General features: G+C 40.5%; 16 protein-coding genes and 1 pseudogene. 8 read left to right on the plus strand and 9 right to left on the minus strand.

Annotated features, from left to right (window positions below; translation table 11 throughout):
• Positions 1-375 precede the first annotated feature (375 nt).
• Positions 376-981 carry an alpha-ketoglutarate-dependent dioxygenase AlkB family protein gene (locus tag ACFFIP_RS03415; RefSeq protein ID WP_382386163.1) on the minus strand — a complete coding sequence of 202 codons (606 nt, stop codon included), beginning with the start codon at positions 979-981 and terminating at the stop codon, positions 376-378.
• A gap of 137 nt (positions 982-1,118) precedes the next feature.
• On the opposite strand from ACFFIP_RS03415, the gene ACFFIP_RS03420 reads away from it, so the two are divergent.
• On the plus strand, positions 1,119-1,529 hold the full coding sequence (locus ACFFIP_RS03420; protein WP_382386164.1) for a hypothetical protein: 411 nt from the start codon (positions 1,119-1,121) through the stop codon (positions 1,527-1,529).
• A 58-nt stretch (positions 1,530-1,587) separates the two neighbouring features.
• Here the strand turns inward: ACFFIP_RS03420 and ACFFIP_RS03425 are convergent, their stop codons facing one another.
• Positions 1,588-2,013: a Dabb family protein gene (locus ACFFIP_RS03425; RefSeq protein WP_382386165.1), complete on the minus strand. Its 426-nt coding sequence runs from the start codon at positions 2,011-2,013 to the stop codon at positions 1,588-1,590.
• A gap of 251 nt (positions 2,014-2,264) precedes the next feature.
• Here ACFFIP_RS03425 and ACFFIP_RS03430 point away from each other — a divergent pair.
• Positions 2,265-4,571: pseudogene (locus ACFFIP_RS03430) on the plus strand (penicillin acylase family protein).
• A gap of 170 nt (positions 4,572-4,741) precedes the next feature.
• On the opposite strand, the gene ACFFIP_RS03435 reads toward ACFFIP_RS03430, so the two are convergent.
• The 7 genes from ACFFIP_RS03435 to ACFFIP_RS03465 form a co-directional block, all read right to left on the minus strand.
• Complete coding sequence (locus tag ACFFIP_RS03435) at positions 4,742-5,077, minus strand: rhodanese-like domain-containing protein (protein ID WP_382386166.1); 336 nt, start codon at positions 5,075-5,077, stop codon at positions 4,742-4,744.
• An 89-nt stretch (positions 5,078-5,166) separates the two neighbouring features.
• Entirely contained in the window at positions 5,167-5,406 is a 240-nt protein-coding gene (locus tag ACFFIP_RS03440; RefSeq protein ID WP_382386167.1) for a hypothetical protein, read from the minus strand.
• An 88-nt stretch (positions 5,407-5,494) separates the two neighbouring features.
• Entirely contained in the window at positions 5,495-6,433 is a 939-nt protein-coding gene (locus ACFFIP_RS03445; RefSeq protein WP_382386168.1) for a sterol desaturase family protein, read from the minus strand.
• 79 nt (positions 6,434-6,512) lie between these two features.
• On the minus strand, positions 6,513-7,952 hold the full coding sequence (locus ACFFIP_RS03450; protein ID WP_382386169.1) for a rhodanese-like domain-containing protein: 1,440 nt from the start codon (positions 7,950-7,952) through the stop codon (positions 6,513-6,515).
• A gap of 91 nt (positions 7,953-8,043) precedes the next feature.
• On the minus strand, positions 8,044-9,135 hold the full coding sequence (gene dinB, locus ACFFIP_RS03455) for a DNA polymerase IV (RefSeq protein ID WP_382386170.1): 1,092 nt from the start codon (positions 9,133-9,135) through the stop codon (positions 8,044-8,046).
• Positions 9,135-10,385 carry an anthranilate synthase component I family protein gene (locus ACFFIP_RS03460; RefSeq protein ID WP_382386171.1) on the minus strand — a complete coding sequence of 417 codons (1,251 nt, stop codon included), beginning with the start codon at positions 10,383-10,385 and terminating at the stop codon, positions 9,135-9,137. Before ACFFIP_RS03460 ends, dinB begins: the two co-directional genes overlap by 1 nt.
• A 78-nt stretch (positions 10,386-10,463) precedes the next feature.
• Positions 10,464-11,180, minus strand: coding sequence for a YceI family protein (locus tag ACFFIP_RS03465; protein ID WP_382386172.1), 717 nt, complete (start codon positions 11,178-11,180; stop codon positions 10,464-10,466).
• A 138-nt stretch (positions 11,181-11,318) separates the two neighbouring features.
• Here ACFFIP_RS03465 and ACFFIP_RS03470 point away from each other — a divergent pair, with 138 nt between their 5' ends.
• The 6 genes from ACFFIP_RS03470 to ACFFIP_RS03495 all read left to right on the plus strand — a co-directional run bounded on the left by ACFFIP_RS03470 (position 11,319) and on the right by ACFFIP_RS03495 (position 17,084).
• Complete coding sequence (locus tag ACFFIP_RS03470) at positions 11,319-11,828, plus strand: gamma carbonic anhydrase family protein (protein WP_382386173.1); 510 nt, start codon at positions 11,319-11,321, stop codon at positions 11,826-11,828.
• A gap of 310 nt (positions 11,829-12,138) precedes the next feature.
• Positions 12,139-12,852, plus strand: coding sequence for an esterase family protein (locus tag ACFFIP_RS03475; RefSeq protein WP_382386174.1), 714 nt, complete (start codon positions 12,139-12,141; stop codon positions 12,850-12,852).
• 16 nt (positions 12,853-12,868) lie between these two features.
• Complete coding sequence (locus tag ACFFIP_RS03480) at positions 12,869-13,825, plus strand: ATP-grasp domain-containing protein (RefSeq protein ID WP_382386175.1); 957 nt, start codon at positions 12,869-12,871, stop codon at positions 13,823-13,825.
• A gap of 2 nt (positions 13,826-13,827) precedes the next feature.
• Entirely contained in the window at positions 13,828-14,934 is a 1,107-nt protein-coding gene (locus tag ACFFIP_RS03485; RefSeq protein WP_382386176.1) for a carboxylate-amine ligase, read from the plus strand.
• A gap of 119 nt (positions 14,935-15,053) precedes the next feature.
• Positions 15,054-15,878: a type 1 glutamine amidotransferase gene (locus ACFFIP_RS03490; protein ID WP_382386177.1), complete on the plus strand. Its 825-nt coding sequence runs from the start codon at positions 15,054-15,056 to the stop codon at positions 15,876-15,878.
• Positions 15,879-15,887: 9 nt separating this feature from the next.
• Positions 15,888-17,084 carry a hypothetical protein gene (locus ACFFIP_RS03495; RefSeq protein WP_382386178.1) on the plus strand — a complete coding sequence of 399 codons (1,197 nt, stop codon included), beginning with the start codon at positions 15,888-15,890 and terminating at the stop codon, positions 17,082-17,084.
• The last annotated feature ends 63 nt before the right edge of the window (positions 17,085-17,147 follow it).

Genomic DNA, 17,147 nt, shown 5'->3' on the forward strand with positions numbered 1-17,147 from the left:
TTAGTCGACCAGTATTATACGTGTCAAGGAAAAAATCTAATCAAAAATCCCCAATCATGACTTTAGATTTTCAAAATCAAAAAATTGCAGCATAAAAAAGGCTGCCCTTTTCGGACAGCCCCCTTCAAATTCCTGATTTCAAGTCTGATTTTATCACCTCTCGAAACATTAAACCTCAAGATACCAGACCTTTATCTTTAAACCACATAGAAACAGAGTACACATAGGGTAGTAAGATTCGTTTAAATCAAAATACCAAGCTTCTAAAACTATGTGCTCTCTGTAGCTATGTGGTATTATTCAAACCCAAATTCTAATATTGCCAGTTTGGACTTCCAAACCTAAACTTTTAATCCCAGCAACTGAATTCTGCTTTTATCTGGATATTTTTCTAAAAGTCAAGTTGATTCTTGCACCATGAACCCTTGTACTTTTGGGAAGTTGATGTTCCCATTGGATCTGGGTCTCGCCTGTCATAAGCAGGAAAGAACCATGTTCCAAAATCAATTCTTTTTTGACCGCTTTATTCTGATAAAGTCGAAACTGAAACTTTCTCGGAACTCCAAAACTTAAGGAAGCAATGACAGGGTTGTGTCCCAAAACTTGCTCATTATCCCTATGCCAACCCATACTGTCCTGTCCATCACGGTAATGGTTCAACAAAACATGGGTGAATTCGGTCTGTGATTTTTCTTCAATTCTTTCTTTGATTTCCCTCAAAAAGTCGAGCCATTCAAATGATTGCATTTCAATTCCTGAATAACCATAAGGAATGCTGGGGTCTCCATACAAGGCTGTCAATCTGGGTTGCAACACTTTTTTTCCAAATAACCAGATAGGTTCCTGTTTCCATTGGATTTCTTCCTGAAGTAATTTGAAATACCGATCACTTTCTTTTCTGTCAAAAAAGGCGGGATAATAATAAGCCTCCCCTTTGAAGGGCAGTAAATTTTCATGATGATTATTTCCAAACAAATCCATATATGAATAACAACCGAAATTAGATGAAGTTTCTAAAACTTTAATGGCTTTTCATTGCCTGTGTTGTTTTATTAAATCATTTATTGGAAATTATGTCCATAAATATTAGTAGCAAAGGCAACAACCATCAATTTTATATGCACAAATACGTCAAAATCAGCATTTTCGTCCTTATCCTTATCCTGGCCGGATTCACCTATTGGAGGTATTTCTTTGTATTCAGTGAAGGCGTAAAGGGCGGTACTCTAAATTATTTTGAGAAAAAGGGCTATGTATTCAAGACCTGGGAAGGACGCGTAGTACAGGAAGGTTTTCAAAGTCCCACTGCCGGTGCTCTTCAGAGCAATGAATTCCGCTTTTCTGTTAAGGGTGATGATGTCGCCCAACAATTGGAAAGAGCAGGGGGTAAATTTGTAGAGTTGAGGTACAAAGAATACCTACACACACTCCCCTGGAGAGGTGCCTCCACTTACGTGGTATATGAAATCCTAGAAATAGGAGATCGTGAAGATGACAATAAACGGGAATTACCTGTCAACACAAACTAAGTAGAATTATAGTCAAAAAAGCCTGAAAACTGATCAAAAGATCAGTTTTCAGGCTTTTTTATCTTATAGCCCAATAATCAACCACCAAAACCTTGTCTAAATGTGGACCAAGTATGTCCACAAAGGCTTTATGGTCCGGATGAGGCAAATAAGTATCACGATCTTCTTCGGAAGCAAATGTCACGAAAAAGCAATGGGTAAAACCCTGAGCCAATCCTTCAGGACTGTTGTTGGTCCCCCACTCAATGTCCTGAATAACATCGATTTTGTCAGGTAATTCCATGAAGGCATCCACTACCTTTTGGACATCTTCCGGTGAGGATTCATCTTTAAACTTAAAAAGCACAACATGTCTTAGGGCTTTGTCCATTTGAATGATTTTTTTCTCAATTACTTTTTCCACAATTTTCTCTTCCTTTTGAGGTGATTGGCAGGCCATTCCTAAGCCTACAATCAAAAGCATAGTACCGATTAACTGTTTCATAGGTTTTTAGATTTTAAGAAACGAAATTGCAAAATTAACCGCATTGAAATTTACCGTCTGTACAATTTTTGATGTGTTTTTGATAATTTTTGCAAAATTTAATCATTCAGAAATTTGTCCATTCCTACCCACTTATGAAACAGGCCCGCTTAAACATTCTCATGACCCTATGTTTTATTTCTCTTTCATTTATCGGTGAGGCATTTGCCCAAACACTGACTATCAAGGGATTAAAAGACCAAGTCGAGGTGATGCGAGATGAGAATGGCATTAACCATATCTTCGCACAAAACGAACATGACTTATTTTTCAGTCAGGGGTATTTGGCTGCCAAAGACCGCTTATTCCAGTTTGAAATCTGGAGAAGAAGAGCAACAGGAACTTTGGCGGAAATCATGGGATCAAAGGAACTGGAAAGAGACAAAGGGGTGCGCCTGTTTAAGTTCAGGGGAGATAAATCCACTGAACTCAATCATTATCATCCCCGTGGAGAGACGATTGTAGATGCCTTTGTAGCTGGGGTCAATACCTACATTCAGGAAGCCCTGGAAAATCCTGAAGCCTTGCCCATAGAATTTAAACTTCTGGATATTTTACCTGGATTTTGGACCTGGGAAGTGGTCATATCTCGACATCAGGGTTTATTGCAAAATGTTCAGGACGAACTGAAATTCAGCAGAATGGTAAGTCTGGTAGGTCCTGAGAAAACCAAAGAACTCCATTATTTTCATCCTGGGGATCCGAATATGCACCTCCACCCTTCCATTCCTGAGGATTTGCTTTTCAAAGACATTTTAGCGCCTTATGATGCCTTCAGGGCAGGACTGAATTTCAGTCCTGAAGATATCCGTTTCGGTACAAAAAATTCCATGATGGCTTTCAGTGCTGAAATTGAAAAATCGGAAAGGGAACTTCAAGAAACCCTGGAATTTGAAAAATTCTCCATTGGCAGCAACAACTGGATCATTTCCGGTAAATATACCGAAAGTGGTTTTCCCCTTATGGCCAATGACCCGCACCGTCTTCATGCCATCCCTTCTTTGAGATATTGGGTTCATTTACATGCCCCAGGATGGAATGTGGTCGGTGGTGGCGAACCGGTTATTCCGGGTGTTTCGATCGGCCATAATGAACATGGCGCTTGGGGTTTGACGATTTTTGAAACTGACAACGAGGATTTGAGAATATATGACATCAACCCAAAGAATCCTTACCAATACCGGTACCAAAAGAAGTGGGTAAACATGACCGCTATTCAGGATACAATCAAAGTCAAAGGACAAGCGGATGAGATCGTCACCCACTACTATACGGTACATGGACCTGTTACCTTCATTGACAGGGAATTGAACAAGGCTGTGGCTGTGGAATGTGCCTGGTTGGAACCGGGTGGCGCTCCTTATTTGGCAAGTTTGAGGATGGACCAATCTACCACATGGGAAGAGTTTAGGGATGCCTGCACCTATAACCATATTCCGGCTGAAAATATGATCTGGGCGGACAAAAAAGGAAATATAGGCTGGCAGGCCACAGGGATCAATCCGATCAGAAACGGTTTTTCAGGTATGGTTGCATCTTTGGGGGATGGCAGTATGGACTGGAAGGGGTACCAACCCATCGCTGAAAGACCTCATGTCTTCAACCCTGAAATTGGATATCTGGCAACTGCCAATGAAAATGTCACACCTGAAGATTACCCTTACCCAAATACCATTGGTTTTGAATGGGCGGATTCATTTAGGGGAGACAGGGTACGTGAAGTCCTTGCGGAAAAAAGGAAATTCACACTTGAAGAAATGGGAGACCTACAAAATGACTATTTGGCAATTCCGGCCAGAAAACTCGTTCCTTACCTGACCAATCTTTAATTTGACAATCAATCACTCGAACAAGCTAAAAACCTGCTCAAAGGATGGGATTTCAAGCTGGATAAAAACTCCATACCTGCAGGAATCTATGTGATGTGGGAAAGAAAAATGAGGCAAAACATCTCCAGAGAAGTCACGCCAGAGGAGATCAAAAGTCTTGTAGGAAGCATTCAGTTGAGCAGGATCATAGAGTGGGTAGAAAACCCATCCAAAATATTCGGACAAAATGGAAAAGAGAAGCTGGATGACATCCTGAAAACTTCCTTTGTAGAAACGATCGCTGAACTGGAATCAAAGTTAGGGTCAGACCGAAGCCGCTGGCAATATGGACAAACAGCCTACAAACATTCCCTGATCAGGCACCCTCTAAGTCTGGCATTGGCCGAAGAATGGAGACCCATGTTAGATGCGGGGCCATTACCAAGAGGTGGATATAGCTATACGCCTGCCGCAAATGCTTATGGGGACAACAATACTTCCGGTGCCTCCTTCAGGATTATAGTGGACACTGGAGATTGGGAAAAAACAATAGGAATCAATACCCCTGGGCAGTCTGGAGATCCGGCCAGTCCTTTTTATAAAAATCTCTTCCCCATTTGGGCTAATGACAAGTATTTCACTGTTCCTTTCTCCTATGAAAATATCCGCAAAACTGCTGTAGAAAATACCAAACTTCTGCCTCAGAAGTGAAAAGTCAATCCCTATGCAACTTCAAAATTACCTAATGCGTGCCTGAGATTTACTGATGAGTTAAATGGCGAAAATTGATTTCTTTGCCAATCAGTTTACGGAATAAAAAAAGTCCATCCGTCGGTCTTACCCGCAGATGGACATTTTAACCATTCAACCCAATCACTATTTTAAACTACTTCATATGGCCAGTTCATGATGCCACTTGCCAAGTTGTATGTATTTTCGAATCCTATTTCTGACATGATATCACAAGCTTGTCCGCTTCTGTTACCACTTCGGCAATAGATATAATATTTTTTGTCTTTTGGGAGATTTTGAATTTGAGCCATAAAGCTTGGACTCATGATGTCAATATTCCTAGCTCCTTTTATTTTCCCGGAATTGAATTCACCGGCTGTTCTCACGTCAATGATAACTGCATCACCGGCAGTCATTCCTTTTTGAAAATCTTCACAAGAAAGATCTATATAGTTTTTTGGTTTTGTTTTAAAGAAGTTAAACATGGTCTTTTATTGGTTTACATTACAAAGTTACCATAGCATTGCATGTCAAACAGTAACCAAAATCACATTGGCGAAGATTAGGTTTTTACCTACTCTTTCACTTCTTTAGGAAGCTTGCCAGTAAACTGTAAATAGGAAAGTCTGATCAACAGTACCCAAGGTATCCCATGGTACACAAAATCAAACCAATCCAAAGCACCCATGCCTTTAGCTCCCCCGGCAATCCATTTGATTTTACCCCAGATATGGGGTTCGGGAACAAAGGGCGCCAAACCCAAGGTAAGACTCAGTAATATGACAAATCTCCAATTATTGATCGTTGCTTTCATGTGTTAATAATTTGTTTTCAAACGTTCACATGGAATCTCGCAAGCAGGATAATCCTCCCTCTAGGTGTCGATTTCGACATGCTTGATTTCATGATTTCGTTTTCATTTCAGGTTTTGTAAAGGGCACTCGATCAGCAGAAATACTTGCATCCTCTCCTCTTTTCACAAAAGGATAGGTAACCTGCTGCCAGAATGTTTTGGGGAATTTTTCCATGCCATCAAAACCCAAAGGCTCATCTCTTCCCTCATGGGGAATATAATCCGTACCAAAAAGATAGTCCCACAGACTTAAGGTAATTCCATAATTCACACCGTATTGCCTGTCTTTAGGCAATACCTTGACATGGTGCCAAAGGTGCATGATGGGATTATTGAGAATATACTTCAAAGGTCCATAGGTAATTCTCAGATTCGCATGGTTCAAGTGACCAATGGCAGTGGTGAAGATGTGCACAATAAAGAAATCTTCAAGCCCAAAACCGATCATCGCCAAAGGAATATACTGCGCTGATTTATACAATATCGTCTCCATCCAGTGAAACCTCAAATGGGCGGCAAAACCCATTTCTTCCACGGAGTGGTGAACCTTATGGAATTCCCATAAAATCGGCACCCTGTGCAGCAATCTATGAACATTCCATTGAATAAAGTCAGCCAAGAGGAAAAGTAACAGGAACTGCCCCCATCTCGGCCATGTTTCGATGTGCAGGGCTACCATATTTTCTATGCCAAAAAGGCCTAGAAAATCATTAAAGGCTTCCACTGCCACATTGGAGATGGCATTATACGCTATAAGGGAAAACAGGAAATAATTGAAAAACATATAAAAACCATCCAGCCAGAAGTCTTTTCTGAAGATGGCCTGTTTCTTTCTCCAGGGAAAGAAAATTTCCAATAACCATACCCCTACTGATAAGCCAAGGAGCCACCAGAAGTAGTTTTTCCAGGAAGGATAGAACATCTCATTTACCAGATAATTGAAGTATCCGTAATAAGAGTCCAATATGATTTTAAGATATTTTTCCATAGTTCAATTTGTCAAAGTTAAAGAAAAAGGACAATCCACGCGATTGCCCTCTTTCGGTACTCCCATAAACCACAACTAATTATCTTTTTGGATAGTCCTTGATAGCGCCGCTCATATCAAGCACCTTAGCATCCTTGATCGCATTATAAATGATACTGCTACCGGCTGCAGATCTATATCCAGTGCCACAATGCACCACTATTGGCTTATCGGTAGGGATTTCCCCTACCCTTTCCATCAATTCCGGCAAAGGAATATTGATGGCATTTTCAAATATTTTCCCATCTGCATATTCACCAGCATTTCTGATGTCCACAATGGTAAAGGCGTCACGGTTTTGATCAAATTCTTTTTGATCAAAGAAACTCATTCTATCCCCATTCGTTTCGTTATACACAAATGCGCCTTTGATAAATGGTTCATAACCGATTTTGGTGATTTTGGAAATGAGTTCATCAAGAGATTCTTCACTTTCAGCTACAAGATAATATGCAGTATTCGGGGCAATTATACTTCCCAACCAAGTTTCAAACTTGGCTCCTTTCATGATATTAATAGCACCAGGGATATGTGATTTTTTGAAAAGCTCCTGATTTCTACCATCAATGACAATTGCATCAGAAGCAGTCCTGAAGTTCTCCTGTAATTTTATTACAGAGGATTTGGCTGCTTGATAGGAAATCGCACCGCCTTTATTCACTCCCACACTGTATGGGAAATATTTGGGAATAAATGGCTGATCCTGGAGTAAGAGGTCAACAAATTCCTCCTCGGTCATTTCCTGAAGTGCATAATTACTGAGTTTTTCGGTACCGATCGTACTGCTATTGGCATCACTCATCGCTTTGCCACAGAGCGAACCAGCTCCATGAGCAGGATAGACAGCCACATCCTCATCCAACAGCATAAGCTTTTCACGTGTGGTTCGGTACATCATTTTGGCAAGCTCACGACGCTGCATCATGATGCTGCCTGCAGATTCCCTCAGGTCTGGCCTTCCCACATCTCCTATAAACAAGGTATCTCCAGTGAAGACAGCTACATCTTTACCATCTTCTTCTACAATGATACTGATCCCATCTGGGGAATGTCCAGGAGTGTGGATTGCTTTCAATTTCACACCTTGACCCAAATCTATCACATCACCCTCATCGAAAGTTTGATGTGGATAGCCTGCATCTACCAGCTTACTCACATAAATCACCGCTCCTTGGTTCACATGCATCTCCAGGTGTGAACTCACAAAATCTGCATGCGGATGGGTTTCAATCACGCCAACGATCTTTGCATTTTGAGAAGCCGCATAATCATAGTAAGGCTGCGGATCCCTGGCAGGATCAATCAGGTACAATTTATCTCCAACATGGACAGCATAACTGAAATGTGCCAGTCCATTATCTTCGAATTGCTTGATTGTTACTTTTTTGGTTTCCGCTGGTTTGATGATTTGTTCAAATTGCGCTTGGGCAATTGAGAAGGAAACCATCAATGCAAGAAAACTGAACAGTAATTTTTTCATAGTTGGGTTTATTTCTTTTGTCATCATGACATATTCTTAACCAAAATTAAAAAATAAGACAAAGTAAAAATGTGATGTAAGTTACACTAGACTATGATTCTGCTCCTGTTCCAAAATCTATATGCAATTGCTTGCCAAAATGAAGCCGCTCTTCTTCTACATTAAGGTTAGAAAGCCCTATACCAAAAAGTCTTACAGGGGCATTCAGGGTATCTTGGTCCAAAAGCTCTATCACAGTTTCCCACATTTTATCTTGTTCCGGATATTGGTCAAAAGTTTTACTTCGCGTCTGTATGGTAAAATCATGATACTTGATTTTCAGGGTCAGTGTTCTGCCCTTGATCCCGCTTCTTTTGATCCTTTTTAAAAGTTCATCAAAAACCTGCTCCAATGCCCTTACCCAATCATCATGAGTCGCTAGGTCTTTTTCAAATGTGTTCTCCGCACTCAGCGACTTCCTGATCCTATTGGGCTGTACTTCTGATAGATGGATCCCTCTGACAATATTGTAAAAATGCAAGCCTGATTTCCCGAATTTCTTGGTCAGGTATTGAAGTGAAAATTGTTTGAGATCTGAACCATTATGAATTCCTATTTCCTTCATCTTGTCTGCTGTAACTTTCCCAATTCCAAAGAATTTTTCTATTGGCAATCTTTCCAAAAAAGCCTCAGCATCTTTGGGTAAAATAACCGCTTGCCCATTGGGTTTGTTGATATCTGAGGCAGTCTTGGCCAAAAATTTATTGTAAGAAATTCCTGCAGAGGCATTCAGCCCAACTTCTTCCTTGATTCTTTTCCTAATAGCCGTAGCGATGAGCGTGGCAGATGGATTATTGACTTTGTTCTCTGTAACATCCAAAAAGGCTTCATCCAAAGAAAGTGGTTCTACGAGGTCCGTGAAATCATAAAATATTTCGCGGATCTTCATCGAGATCTCCTTGTACCTGTCAAACCTGGGTTTTACAAAAATCAGCTGCGGACATTTTAAAGCCGCAATTTTACCGGACATAGCAGACCTTACTCCATATTTTCTGGCTTCATAGGAAGCTGCTGCCACAACTCCCCTTTCTTTATTACCTCCTACTGCCACGGGTTTACCTATCAGTTCAGGATTATCCATCTGCTCCACGGATGCATAAAATGCATCCATATCCACATGAATGATTTTCCTGACTTTTTCCATTATTCTCTATGAGTCAATATGCTCAAAATGGCAGAGGCTTTCAATAGACACTCTTCATATTCATAGGCTGCATCTGCATCATAGGTAATCGCACTACCCACAGCAAAATATCCTTTACCTGTATCTTTATCAAAAATTATGCTTCTGATCACCACATTGAAGTCAAAATTGCCATTTGCCTCCACAATTCCAAGTGCTCCTGAAAACCAACCTCTTTTGAAATTCTCATAACGTTCAATCAACTCCATGCATTTAATCTTGGGGGCACCGGTCATGCTTCCCATTGGAAAAGTGGAATGGATGATTTCTGAAAACGACACATCAGGCAGTAAAGTAGAAGTTACAGTTGAGATCATCTGATGTACTTTGGCAAATGGGTATACACCAAAAAGCTCCTCCACACGCACTGATCCTACTTCCGAAACTTTGGAAAGGTCATTCCGCATCAAGTCTACGATCATCAGGTTCTCTGCCCTTTCTTTTTCAGAATGCAGCAATTGCTCTTTGAGAGCTTTATCTTCTAAAACCGTCTTACCCCTTTTAATCGTCCCTTTGATAGGTTGGGCTACTAATTTTTGTTCCTCCCTTTTGAGGAAGCGCTCTGGAGATGCCGCTATGAGGAAGCCGGAACCGCTTTTAAAAAGAGCCGAAAATGGCATTGGAGAAACCCGCATCAGGTCCAAAAATCCTATAATGGGGTTCCATTTTGCTTCCTCAAAAGTAAAACCCATACAATAATTGAGCTCGTACATATCCCCTTCCCGGATATGGTTTTGAATTGATTTGACATCTGCAAAATACTTTTCTTTGGAAGTTAGTGGATTGACTTTCACCACAGGATTTGTATTCAAAGAATTATTAAAGCCAAAGATTTTTTCAAAAGGGAATTCATCCACACTTTTTACATGAAAAACACCATCTTTTATTTCTATCGTCAGCTCAGGCACAAAAAAATCCGAATCCCTGCAATCCACTAGTGAAGGATGATGACTGCTTAAATTCTCGATTTGATTTTTCAGATCGTATGACAAAATACCAACGATATCCGACTTGCCTTGATAATCATCAACTTGATACAAAGTAAATCCTACACTACCGGCGTAAATTTTATTTGGAAAGCCATCATAAGGATAGCTGATGCTATTGGATTGAAAAAATGCGAAGTATTCAAATTGTTCATCCAGCCATTGGAGAAGCTGATATTGCCAATGCTGATGTGTGGGTATCTGGAAAACAGATTGGTGGGACATGCTGCAAAATTAATGGAAAGGCACAAAAAAAGAGGAAACCATTACGATTTCCTCTTAAACACACGAAAAAGGGTAATATTAGTTTGCTTTGATGTCGAAGCCAACACTTACTGTGTTGTAGATAAACTGATCTTTTGCTTTATCAACAGCACCACTTTCGTCACCATAAGCCAATCCCCATACAGTTCTGTCGATGTTGAAACCAGCTTTTGCTGTAACCACACCATCAACAATTGATACTGTTGCAGGGAATTTGATGTTTTTGGTAGTTCCTCTCATGGTCAAGTTACCAGATACCCAATGAGTTGGGTTAGCACCAGCTAATTCAGAATCTTTCTGAGGCGTGAATTCAGTTTCGAATTCTTCTTTGTCTACGATAGAACCAGCAGAGAAAGGCTCAACTGAAGTCAGTTCGAATACTGCTTGTGGATGGTTTTCAGCATCAAAGAAATCAGCAGACTGAAGGTGTCCCCAAAGTTTTGGATAGTTTTCGTCTGATTCCTGCATGTCTTCGATTTTCAAACCTGTGATATCGAACACAAATCTTGCTCCTGTCAAAGCATCTCCTTCGATCATCACTTCACCTTCCGTAACCGGAATGTAACCGAAATGCTTACCTGCTGGTTTGTAACCAGTCCAGTTGATTTTGCTAGTAGAAGCATCTACAGCCAAGGTCAAACCTGAACCAGCAGCGACTTCCTGCGCATCACCGGTTTCTACAGTATTACTTGGACCACATGCTACCGCCAAGAAGGCAGCTGCTAAAAACAAACCTGTTTTTTGCAATAGTTTCATAAATTGAATTGTTTAGTTTCTGATTTTAAATGTATATACACGAAAACTATAATGGCTGAAAAAAGTTCATAATTGAATGAAAAAAAATAAATTTGATCCATCAATTATTTTAAACCCTCAGGAAATCAACATCATAAAATGGCATTAATCAAATCAGTTCGCGGTTTCACACCTGTTTTTGGAGAAAATTGTTGGTTAGCAGAAAATTCAACTGTGGTAGGCGATGTGGTGATGGGAAAAAACTGTACTATCTGGTTCAATGCAGTGGTCCGGGGTGATGTTCATGAAATCAGAATCGGGGACGACACCAATATCCAGGATGGTGCGGTTATCCACTGTACCTACCAAAAAGCTGGAACTTATATTGGCAATAAAGTATCCATTGCCCATAATGCTGTTGTACATGGTTGTACCATTCATGACAATGTCCTGATCGGAATGGGGGCCATCGTCATGGACAATGCTGTAATCCATTCCGGTGCAGTTATCGCAGCTGGGGCAGTGGTACTTGCAGGAACAATCGTGGAAGCTAACAGCATCTATGCTGGAATGCCTGCTAAAAAAGTAAAAGAAACTGGCCCGGAAATGCTGGAGGTTATCCAAAGAACAGCTAAAAATTATCCCATGTATGCAGAATGGTTCAAATAATTTTTGATTTGATATTTGTTTGGGTAAAATTGATTGAAGAAAAGCATTGATATTATTGGGAAAATTTAACCAATTAAGGCTTCATTTAGAATTCGCTGTCAAATACAGACATTGATTTCATAGCAACAACAAAAGGTATATGATTCAATACAGAAAAAACAACTGAATCATAAAGCTTAAATTCGCAGTATTTTACTTTGATTTTTCAGGCTATTCAAATTATTGTTTTTAAATAAAAATCTTTGGCAGTATTTTTTTGGATTACCCCAAAAGCCCACTATTTTTAATAAGACATGAACAAAGACACTTTATGAAAGAGGAATATTTTAAATGGCACTCGCCACATCTCAACAGAGAAGTGGAATTATTGGCGTTTGGCCATGCCGGTTATCCTATCATCGCTTTTCCTACGTCCATGGGCTCGTTTTACGAAAACAGGGATATGGGCCTCATTGGATCCGCAAAATGGTTTATTGATCAGGGACTAATCCAAATTTTCTGCCCAGAAAGCAATGACAGAAATAGCTTTTACAACAAACAGGTCCATCCACACCAACGGATTCAAAACCATATAGCCTATGACAAAATGGTCCTCCATGAAATCGTTGAAAAAGTAAGGCACAATACCCCTGTGGGCAAAGTAGTGGTGGCCGGGTGTAGCTTTGGAGGTTACCATGCTGCCAATTTTGCTTTTAGGCATCCTGGGTATGTCAGCCACATGTTTTCCATGTCCGGAGCTTTTGAAATCCGCAACTTTATGGATGGTTACCATCATGATGATATTTTCTACAATTCTCCATTGGAGTTTTTACCGGGATTAAATGACCCCGAACTCTGGAAAATGGACATCGTCCTCGGCACATCCAACTGGGATATCTGTTTTGATGCCAATATCAAGCTTAGTGATGTGCTCGAAGGCAAAGGTTTACGTCACTGGCTGGATGTCAGGAAAGACCGTCACCATGACTGGCCTGTCTGGAAAGAAATGTTCCCACATTATATATCAAGAATCAAATTCAACTAACTTACCATTAATATTTATGAAAAAAATAGGAATACTTTTTGGGATGGAAGACACTTTCCCTCAAGCTTTTGTCGATAGAATTAATGAAAAGAAAATTAACGGAATTGTGGCTGAACCGGTCCTCATTGACAAGGTGGTTCAAAATCAACTCACCGAGTATGCGGTGATTATTGACAGAATTTCCCAAGATGTGCCATTTTACCGTGCTTACCTTAAAAATGCAGCGCTGACCGGTACCGCTGTCATCAACAATCCCTTTTGGTGGAGTGCTGATGATAAGTTTTTCAACAACTGTCTTGCCGATCAGCTTGGTGTCCCTCTACCCAACACGGTCATTTTGCCATCTGCAGAACACCCTACTGATACTACTTCCAAATCTTTCCGAAACCTGAAAATGCCACTGGACTGGGAAGCTATGTTTGAGTACATCAAATTCCCTGCCTACATGAAACCTTATGCTGGAGGGGGCTGGAAGCACGTCTACCGACTGGAAAACAAAGAAGAGTTTTTCCAAAAACACCGTGAAACCGGCCAACTCGTCATGTTGCTTCAGGAAGAAATCCAATTTGAAGAGTATTTCAGGGTTTATTGCCTCGGTGGTAAAGCCGTAAGAATCATGGAATATGAACCACGAAACCCACATCATCTACGCTATGTAGTCGACAGGGCACCTGCGTCTAAGAAATTACTCGCCACCGTTAAGGATTATACCCTCAAGTTATGTCAAGGTTTGGGTTATGATTTCAATACAGTGGAATTTGCGGTAAGAGATGGGATTCCTTATGCCATTGATTTTGGCAACCCTGCACCTGATGCGGATGTCAATTCTGTAGGGCAGGAAAATTTTGATTGGGTAGTCGAAGAAGCAGCAAAAATGGCCATTGCCTATGCCAAATCCCAAAAACCAGGAAAAATTAACCTAACCTGGGGTACTTTTATGAAAGATGCTGTGAGTATGGCCAAAAGATTTTAAGTATGAGAAAATTACCCATCTTCACCTTAGGAGTGGAAGAAGAATACCAGATTATAGATCCTGAGTCCAGAGACTTGCGCTCCCACATGTCCAAAATCGTGGAAGGTGCCAAAATATTTCTCAAGGAACAGGTCAAAGCTGAAATGCACCAATCGGTGGTGGAAGTAGGCACGAATATCTGCCAAAATGTGGCAGATGCCAGAAAGGAAGTGGCTTTCTTAAGAAGAAAAATTGTGGACCTCGCTGCCGAACAAAACCTGATAGTAGGTGCTGCAGGGACACATCCCTTTTCCAAGTGGCAGGATCAGCCCATCACGGATGATCCTCGATACCATCATATCATCAATGAGCTTCAGGACACGGCAAGGTCCAACCTGATTTTTGGCTTACATGTGCACGTAGGGATTGAAAACAGGGAAATTGCCCTGCACATCATGAATCAGGCATGTTATTTCCTTCCGCATATTTATGCCCTTTCGACGAATTCCCCCTTTTGGGAAGGTAGAGATACAGGATTCAAGGCTTACAGGGCACACGTGTTTGCCAAATTTCCTAGAACAGGTCTGCCGGAATACTTCGATTCTGTTCAATCTTACGATAATTTTCTGGACACCTTGGTCAAGACAAACTGCATAGATAATCCCAAAAAAATCTGGTGGGACTTGAGGATGCATCCTTTCTTCAGCACCATTGAATTCAGGATTTGTGACATGTGCCTTACTGTGGATGAAACCATCTGTATTGTCGCCCTCATTCAGGCAGTGGTGGCTAAATTATACAAGATGTATCTCATGAACACCAGTTTTAATATCTATCGGATAGCCTTGATCAGGGAAAACAAATTCAGGGCAGCCAGGTATGGAACTGAGGGACTGATGATTGACTTTGGCCAAAAGAAGGAAGTGTTATACAAAGAACTGATGTTGGAGTTATTGGAATTTATAGATGATGTGGTGGATGAATTGGGCAGCAGAGATGAAATCAATTATATCCACAAAATTCTGGCAGAAGGAACCGGTGCTGACAAGCAATTGAAAGTATTTCAGGAAACACATGACCTGAGTAAGGTGGTGGATTTCATCACAGGTGAATTCACAAAGGGAATATAAGGGTGTGACTTCCTTTGTGAATTTGAAAATCAGTTAAAAACTCTTGGATATTTCTTATCTCAAAAAAGTACTTCCTCGGTTTGGAAGACTTAACTTGCGCCTTCAAAATTAAGTGTAACATGCAGGAAAAAATCAAGGTTGCTTTGTTGGACATGTATGACGGTAAACCCAATCAGGGAATGCGGTGTATCCATGATATTGTGGGTAGATTTAAGGACGAACTTAGTCTTGATGTGTTTGATGTCAGAGGGAAGCATGAATTACCCAATGTAGAGGACTATAATTTGTATATTTCCTCCGGTGGTCCAGGAAATCCCTTGGAGGGAAACGGAATATGGGATGTGAAATTCGGACAGTTACTGGATGAAATTTACAATTGGAATCAGCTGCATTCCAAGAAGAAATACATGCTTTTCATCTGTCATTCTTTTCAAATGGCTGTGAAACACTTTGGCTTAGCTGAGGTAAACAGGAGAAAATCCACCTCTTTTGGCGTGATGACTGTTCATAAAACTGATAAAGGCATGGATGATCCCTTATTTGAAGGTTTGGACAACCCATTTTGGGCTATTGACTCCAGGGATTATCAGGTAGTGCAGCCACACCACAAAAAATTCAGGGAAATGGGTGCTGAAATCATTGCTTTGGAAAAATTAAGGAACCATGTAGAGTATGAAAGGGCCATCATGGCTATCAGATTTTCAGATGAATTGGTAGGTACACAATTCCACCCTGAAGCTGACCCGGTTGGTTTCCTGAGCCATCTCAAAAAACATGAGGTCAGAGATGAAATCATCGAACTGAAAGGAAAAGCCAAATACTTATTCATGCTCGAGCATGTAGTCGAAGAGGATACTATCTATAAAACCAATGAGACACTGATCCCTAATTTTCTGAGAAGGTCAATCAATAATATCCGGCAACAGCAGGAAATACTCGTTTAAGCCAAATGTATGATCAAACAGTACAGAGAACTTTTCAATAAAAGCTTCAAAGACTCTATTTATCGGTCTTTTTTGGAAGATATCAAGGCAGATTTCAACTACCTCCCCACTTTCAGGGTAGCGGAAACACCCTTTTTTATCAATAAAAGGTTGCAACAACAACTGGTAGAAGGCTGCCATCAGCTGATTGATTTTATCAAAAGGAAGGATTTCAAGGAAATCACTGACAAGTCTCTTCTGGTCAACTACAATGTCCCAAATGAGGATCATCATGCTAATTTTCTCGCAATCGATTTTGGTATTTGCGAGGAGAATGGGGAGATAGTTCCCAAACTGATAGAGGCTCAGGGATTCCCTTCCATATTTAACTTCCAGCCTCAGTTATACCGGAAAATCAAAAAAGCCTATCCTTTTACAGCTGAGCTAAGCCCATATTTGAATGAATTGGATGAGGAACAATATTATAAAAAGCTCAGAAAAACCATTTTAAATGGAAAAGACCCCAAACATGTGGTTTTATTGGAAATAGAACCTGAAAAGCAGAATACCAAAATAGACTTCTACTATTGTCATCGGGATTTTGGAATACCTATTGTCTGTGTGACAGAAGTGATCAAAAAAGACAAAAAGCTGTTTTACAAAAATCAACAAAATGAAGAAATCCAAATTGAACGGATCTACAACAGGGTGATTTTTGATGAACTGGAAACAAGAAAAGACCTGGCGCTACAGTTTTCATTTATGGATGACCTGGAAGTGGAATGGGCAGGACATCCCAATTGGTTTTACAGGATCAGCAAGTTTATCCTTCCGATGATATCAGGTCCTTACTTCATAGATACCAAGCTATTGAGTGAACTGACAGAAATCCCCCAAGATCTTGAAAATTATGTCTTGAAGCCACTATTCTCTTTTTCCGGCACTGGGGTAATTTACCATGTAAAAAAGGAGGACATAGAAGCGGTAAAAGAAAAAGATCTGTATGTCCTGCAAAAGAAGGTGACTTACTCGCCTATCGTGAAGGCTTTGGATGGAAGAGTGAAGGCTGAGGTCAGAATCCTGGCTGTTTGGCCGGAAGATGAGGAATCCCCTACCCTGATGAGCAATGTGGTAAGGTTGAGCAGAGGTGAAATGATAGGCGTAAAGTTCAACAAAGACAAAGATTGGGTTGGTGGAACCATCGGTCTTTTTGAAAAACCTGTATAACCGGAATTACATCATCAATATATTTAGATATGGATTATTAGTAAGCCTATACTTATAGATATT

The organism is Fontibacter flavus (genome assembly GCF_042432905.1).
Classification (GTDB): domain Bacteria; phylum Bacteroidota; class Bacteroidia; order Cytophagales; family Cyclobacteriaceae; genus Fontibacter; species Fontibacter flavus.

What these genes read in the sequence shown, in the direction of transcription:
- ACFFIP_RS03475 (WP_382386174.1), top strand. Translation starts at nt 12,139, where the DNA reads ATGAAAGAGGAATATTTTAAATGGCACTCGCCACATCTCAACAGAGAA.
- ACFFIP_RS03425 (WP_382386165.1), bottom strand. Translation starts at nt 2,013, where the DNA reads ATGAAACAGTTAATCGGTACTATGCTTTTGATTGTAGGCTTAGGAATG.
- ACFFIP_RS03435 (WP_382386166.1), bottom strand. Translation starts at nt 5,077, where the DNA reads ATGTTTAACTTCTTTAAAACAAAACCAAAAAACTATATAGATCTTTCT.
- ACFFIP_RS03485 (WP_382386176.1), top strand. Translation starts at nt 13,828, where the DNA reads ATGAGAAAATTACCCATCTTCACCTTAGGAGTGGAAGAAGAATACCAG.
- ACFFIP_RS03495 (WP_382386178.1), top strand. Translation starts at nt 15,888, where the DNA reads ATGATCAAACAGTACAGAGAACTTTTCAATAAAAGCTTCAAAGACTCT.
- ACFFIP_RS03415 (WP_382386163.1), bottom strand. Translation starts at nt 981, where the DNA reads ATGGATTTGTTTGGAAATAATCATCATGAAAATTTACTGCCCTTCAAA.
- ACFFIP_RS03450 (WP_382386169.1), bottom strand. Translation starts at nt 7,952, where the DNA reads ATGAAAAAATTACTGTTCAGTTTTCTTGCATTGATGGTTTCCTTCTCA.
- ACFFIP_RS03470 (WP_382386173.1), top strand. Translation starts at nt 11,319, where the DNA reads ATGGCATTAATCAAATCAGTTCGCGGTTTCACACCTGTTTTTGGAGAA.
- ACFFIP_RS03420 (WP_382386164.1), top strand. Translation starts at nt 1,119, where the DNA reads ATGCACAAATACGTCAAAATCAGCATTTTCGTCCTTATCCTTATCCTG.
- dinB (WP_382386170.1), bottom strand. Translation starts at nt 9,135, where the DNA reads ATGGAAAAAGTCAGGAAAATCATTCATGTGGATATGGATGCATTTTAT.
- ACFFIP_RS03440 (WP_382386167.1), bottom strand. Translation starts at nt 5,406, where the DNA reads ATGAAAGCAACGATCAATAATTGGAGATTTGTCATATTACTGAGTCTT.
- ACFFIP_RS03445 (WP_382386168.1), bottom strand. Translation starts at nt 6,433, where the DNA reads ATGGAAAAATATCTTAAAATCATATTGGACTCTTATTACGGATACTTC.
- ACFFIP_RS03460 (WP_382386171.1), bottom strand. Translation starts at nt 10,385, where the DNA reads ATGTCCCACCAATCTGTTTTCCAGATACCCACACATCAGCATTGGCAA.
- ACFFIP_RS03465 (WP_382386172.1), bottom strand. Translation starts at nt 11,180, where the DNA reads ATGAAACTATTGCAAAAAACAGGTTTGTTTTTAGCAGCTGCCTTCTTG.
- ACFFIP_RS03490 (WP_382386177.1), top strand. Translation starts at nt 15,054, where the DNA reads ATGCAGGAAAAAATCAAGGTTGCTTTGTTGGACATGTATGACGGTAAA.
- ACFFIP_RS03480 (WP_382386175.1), top strand. Translation starts at nt 12,869, where the DNA reads ATGAAAAAAATAGGAATACTTTTTGGGATGGAAGACACTTTCCCTCAA.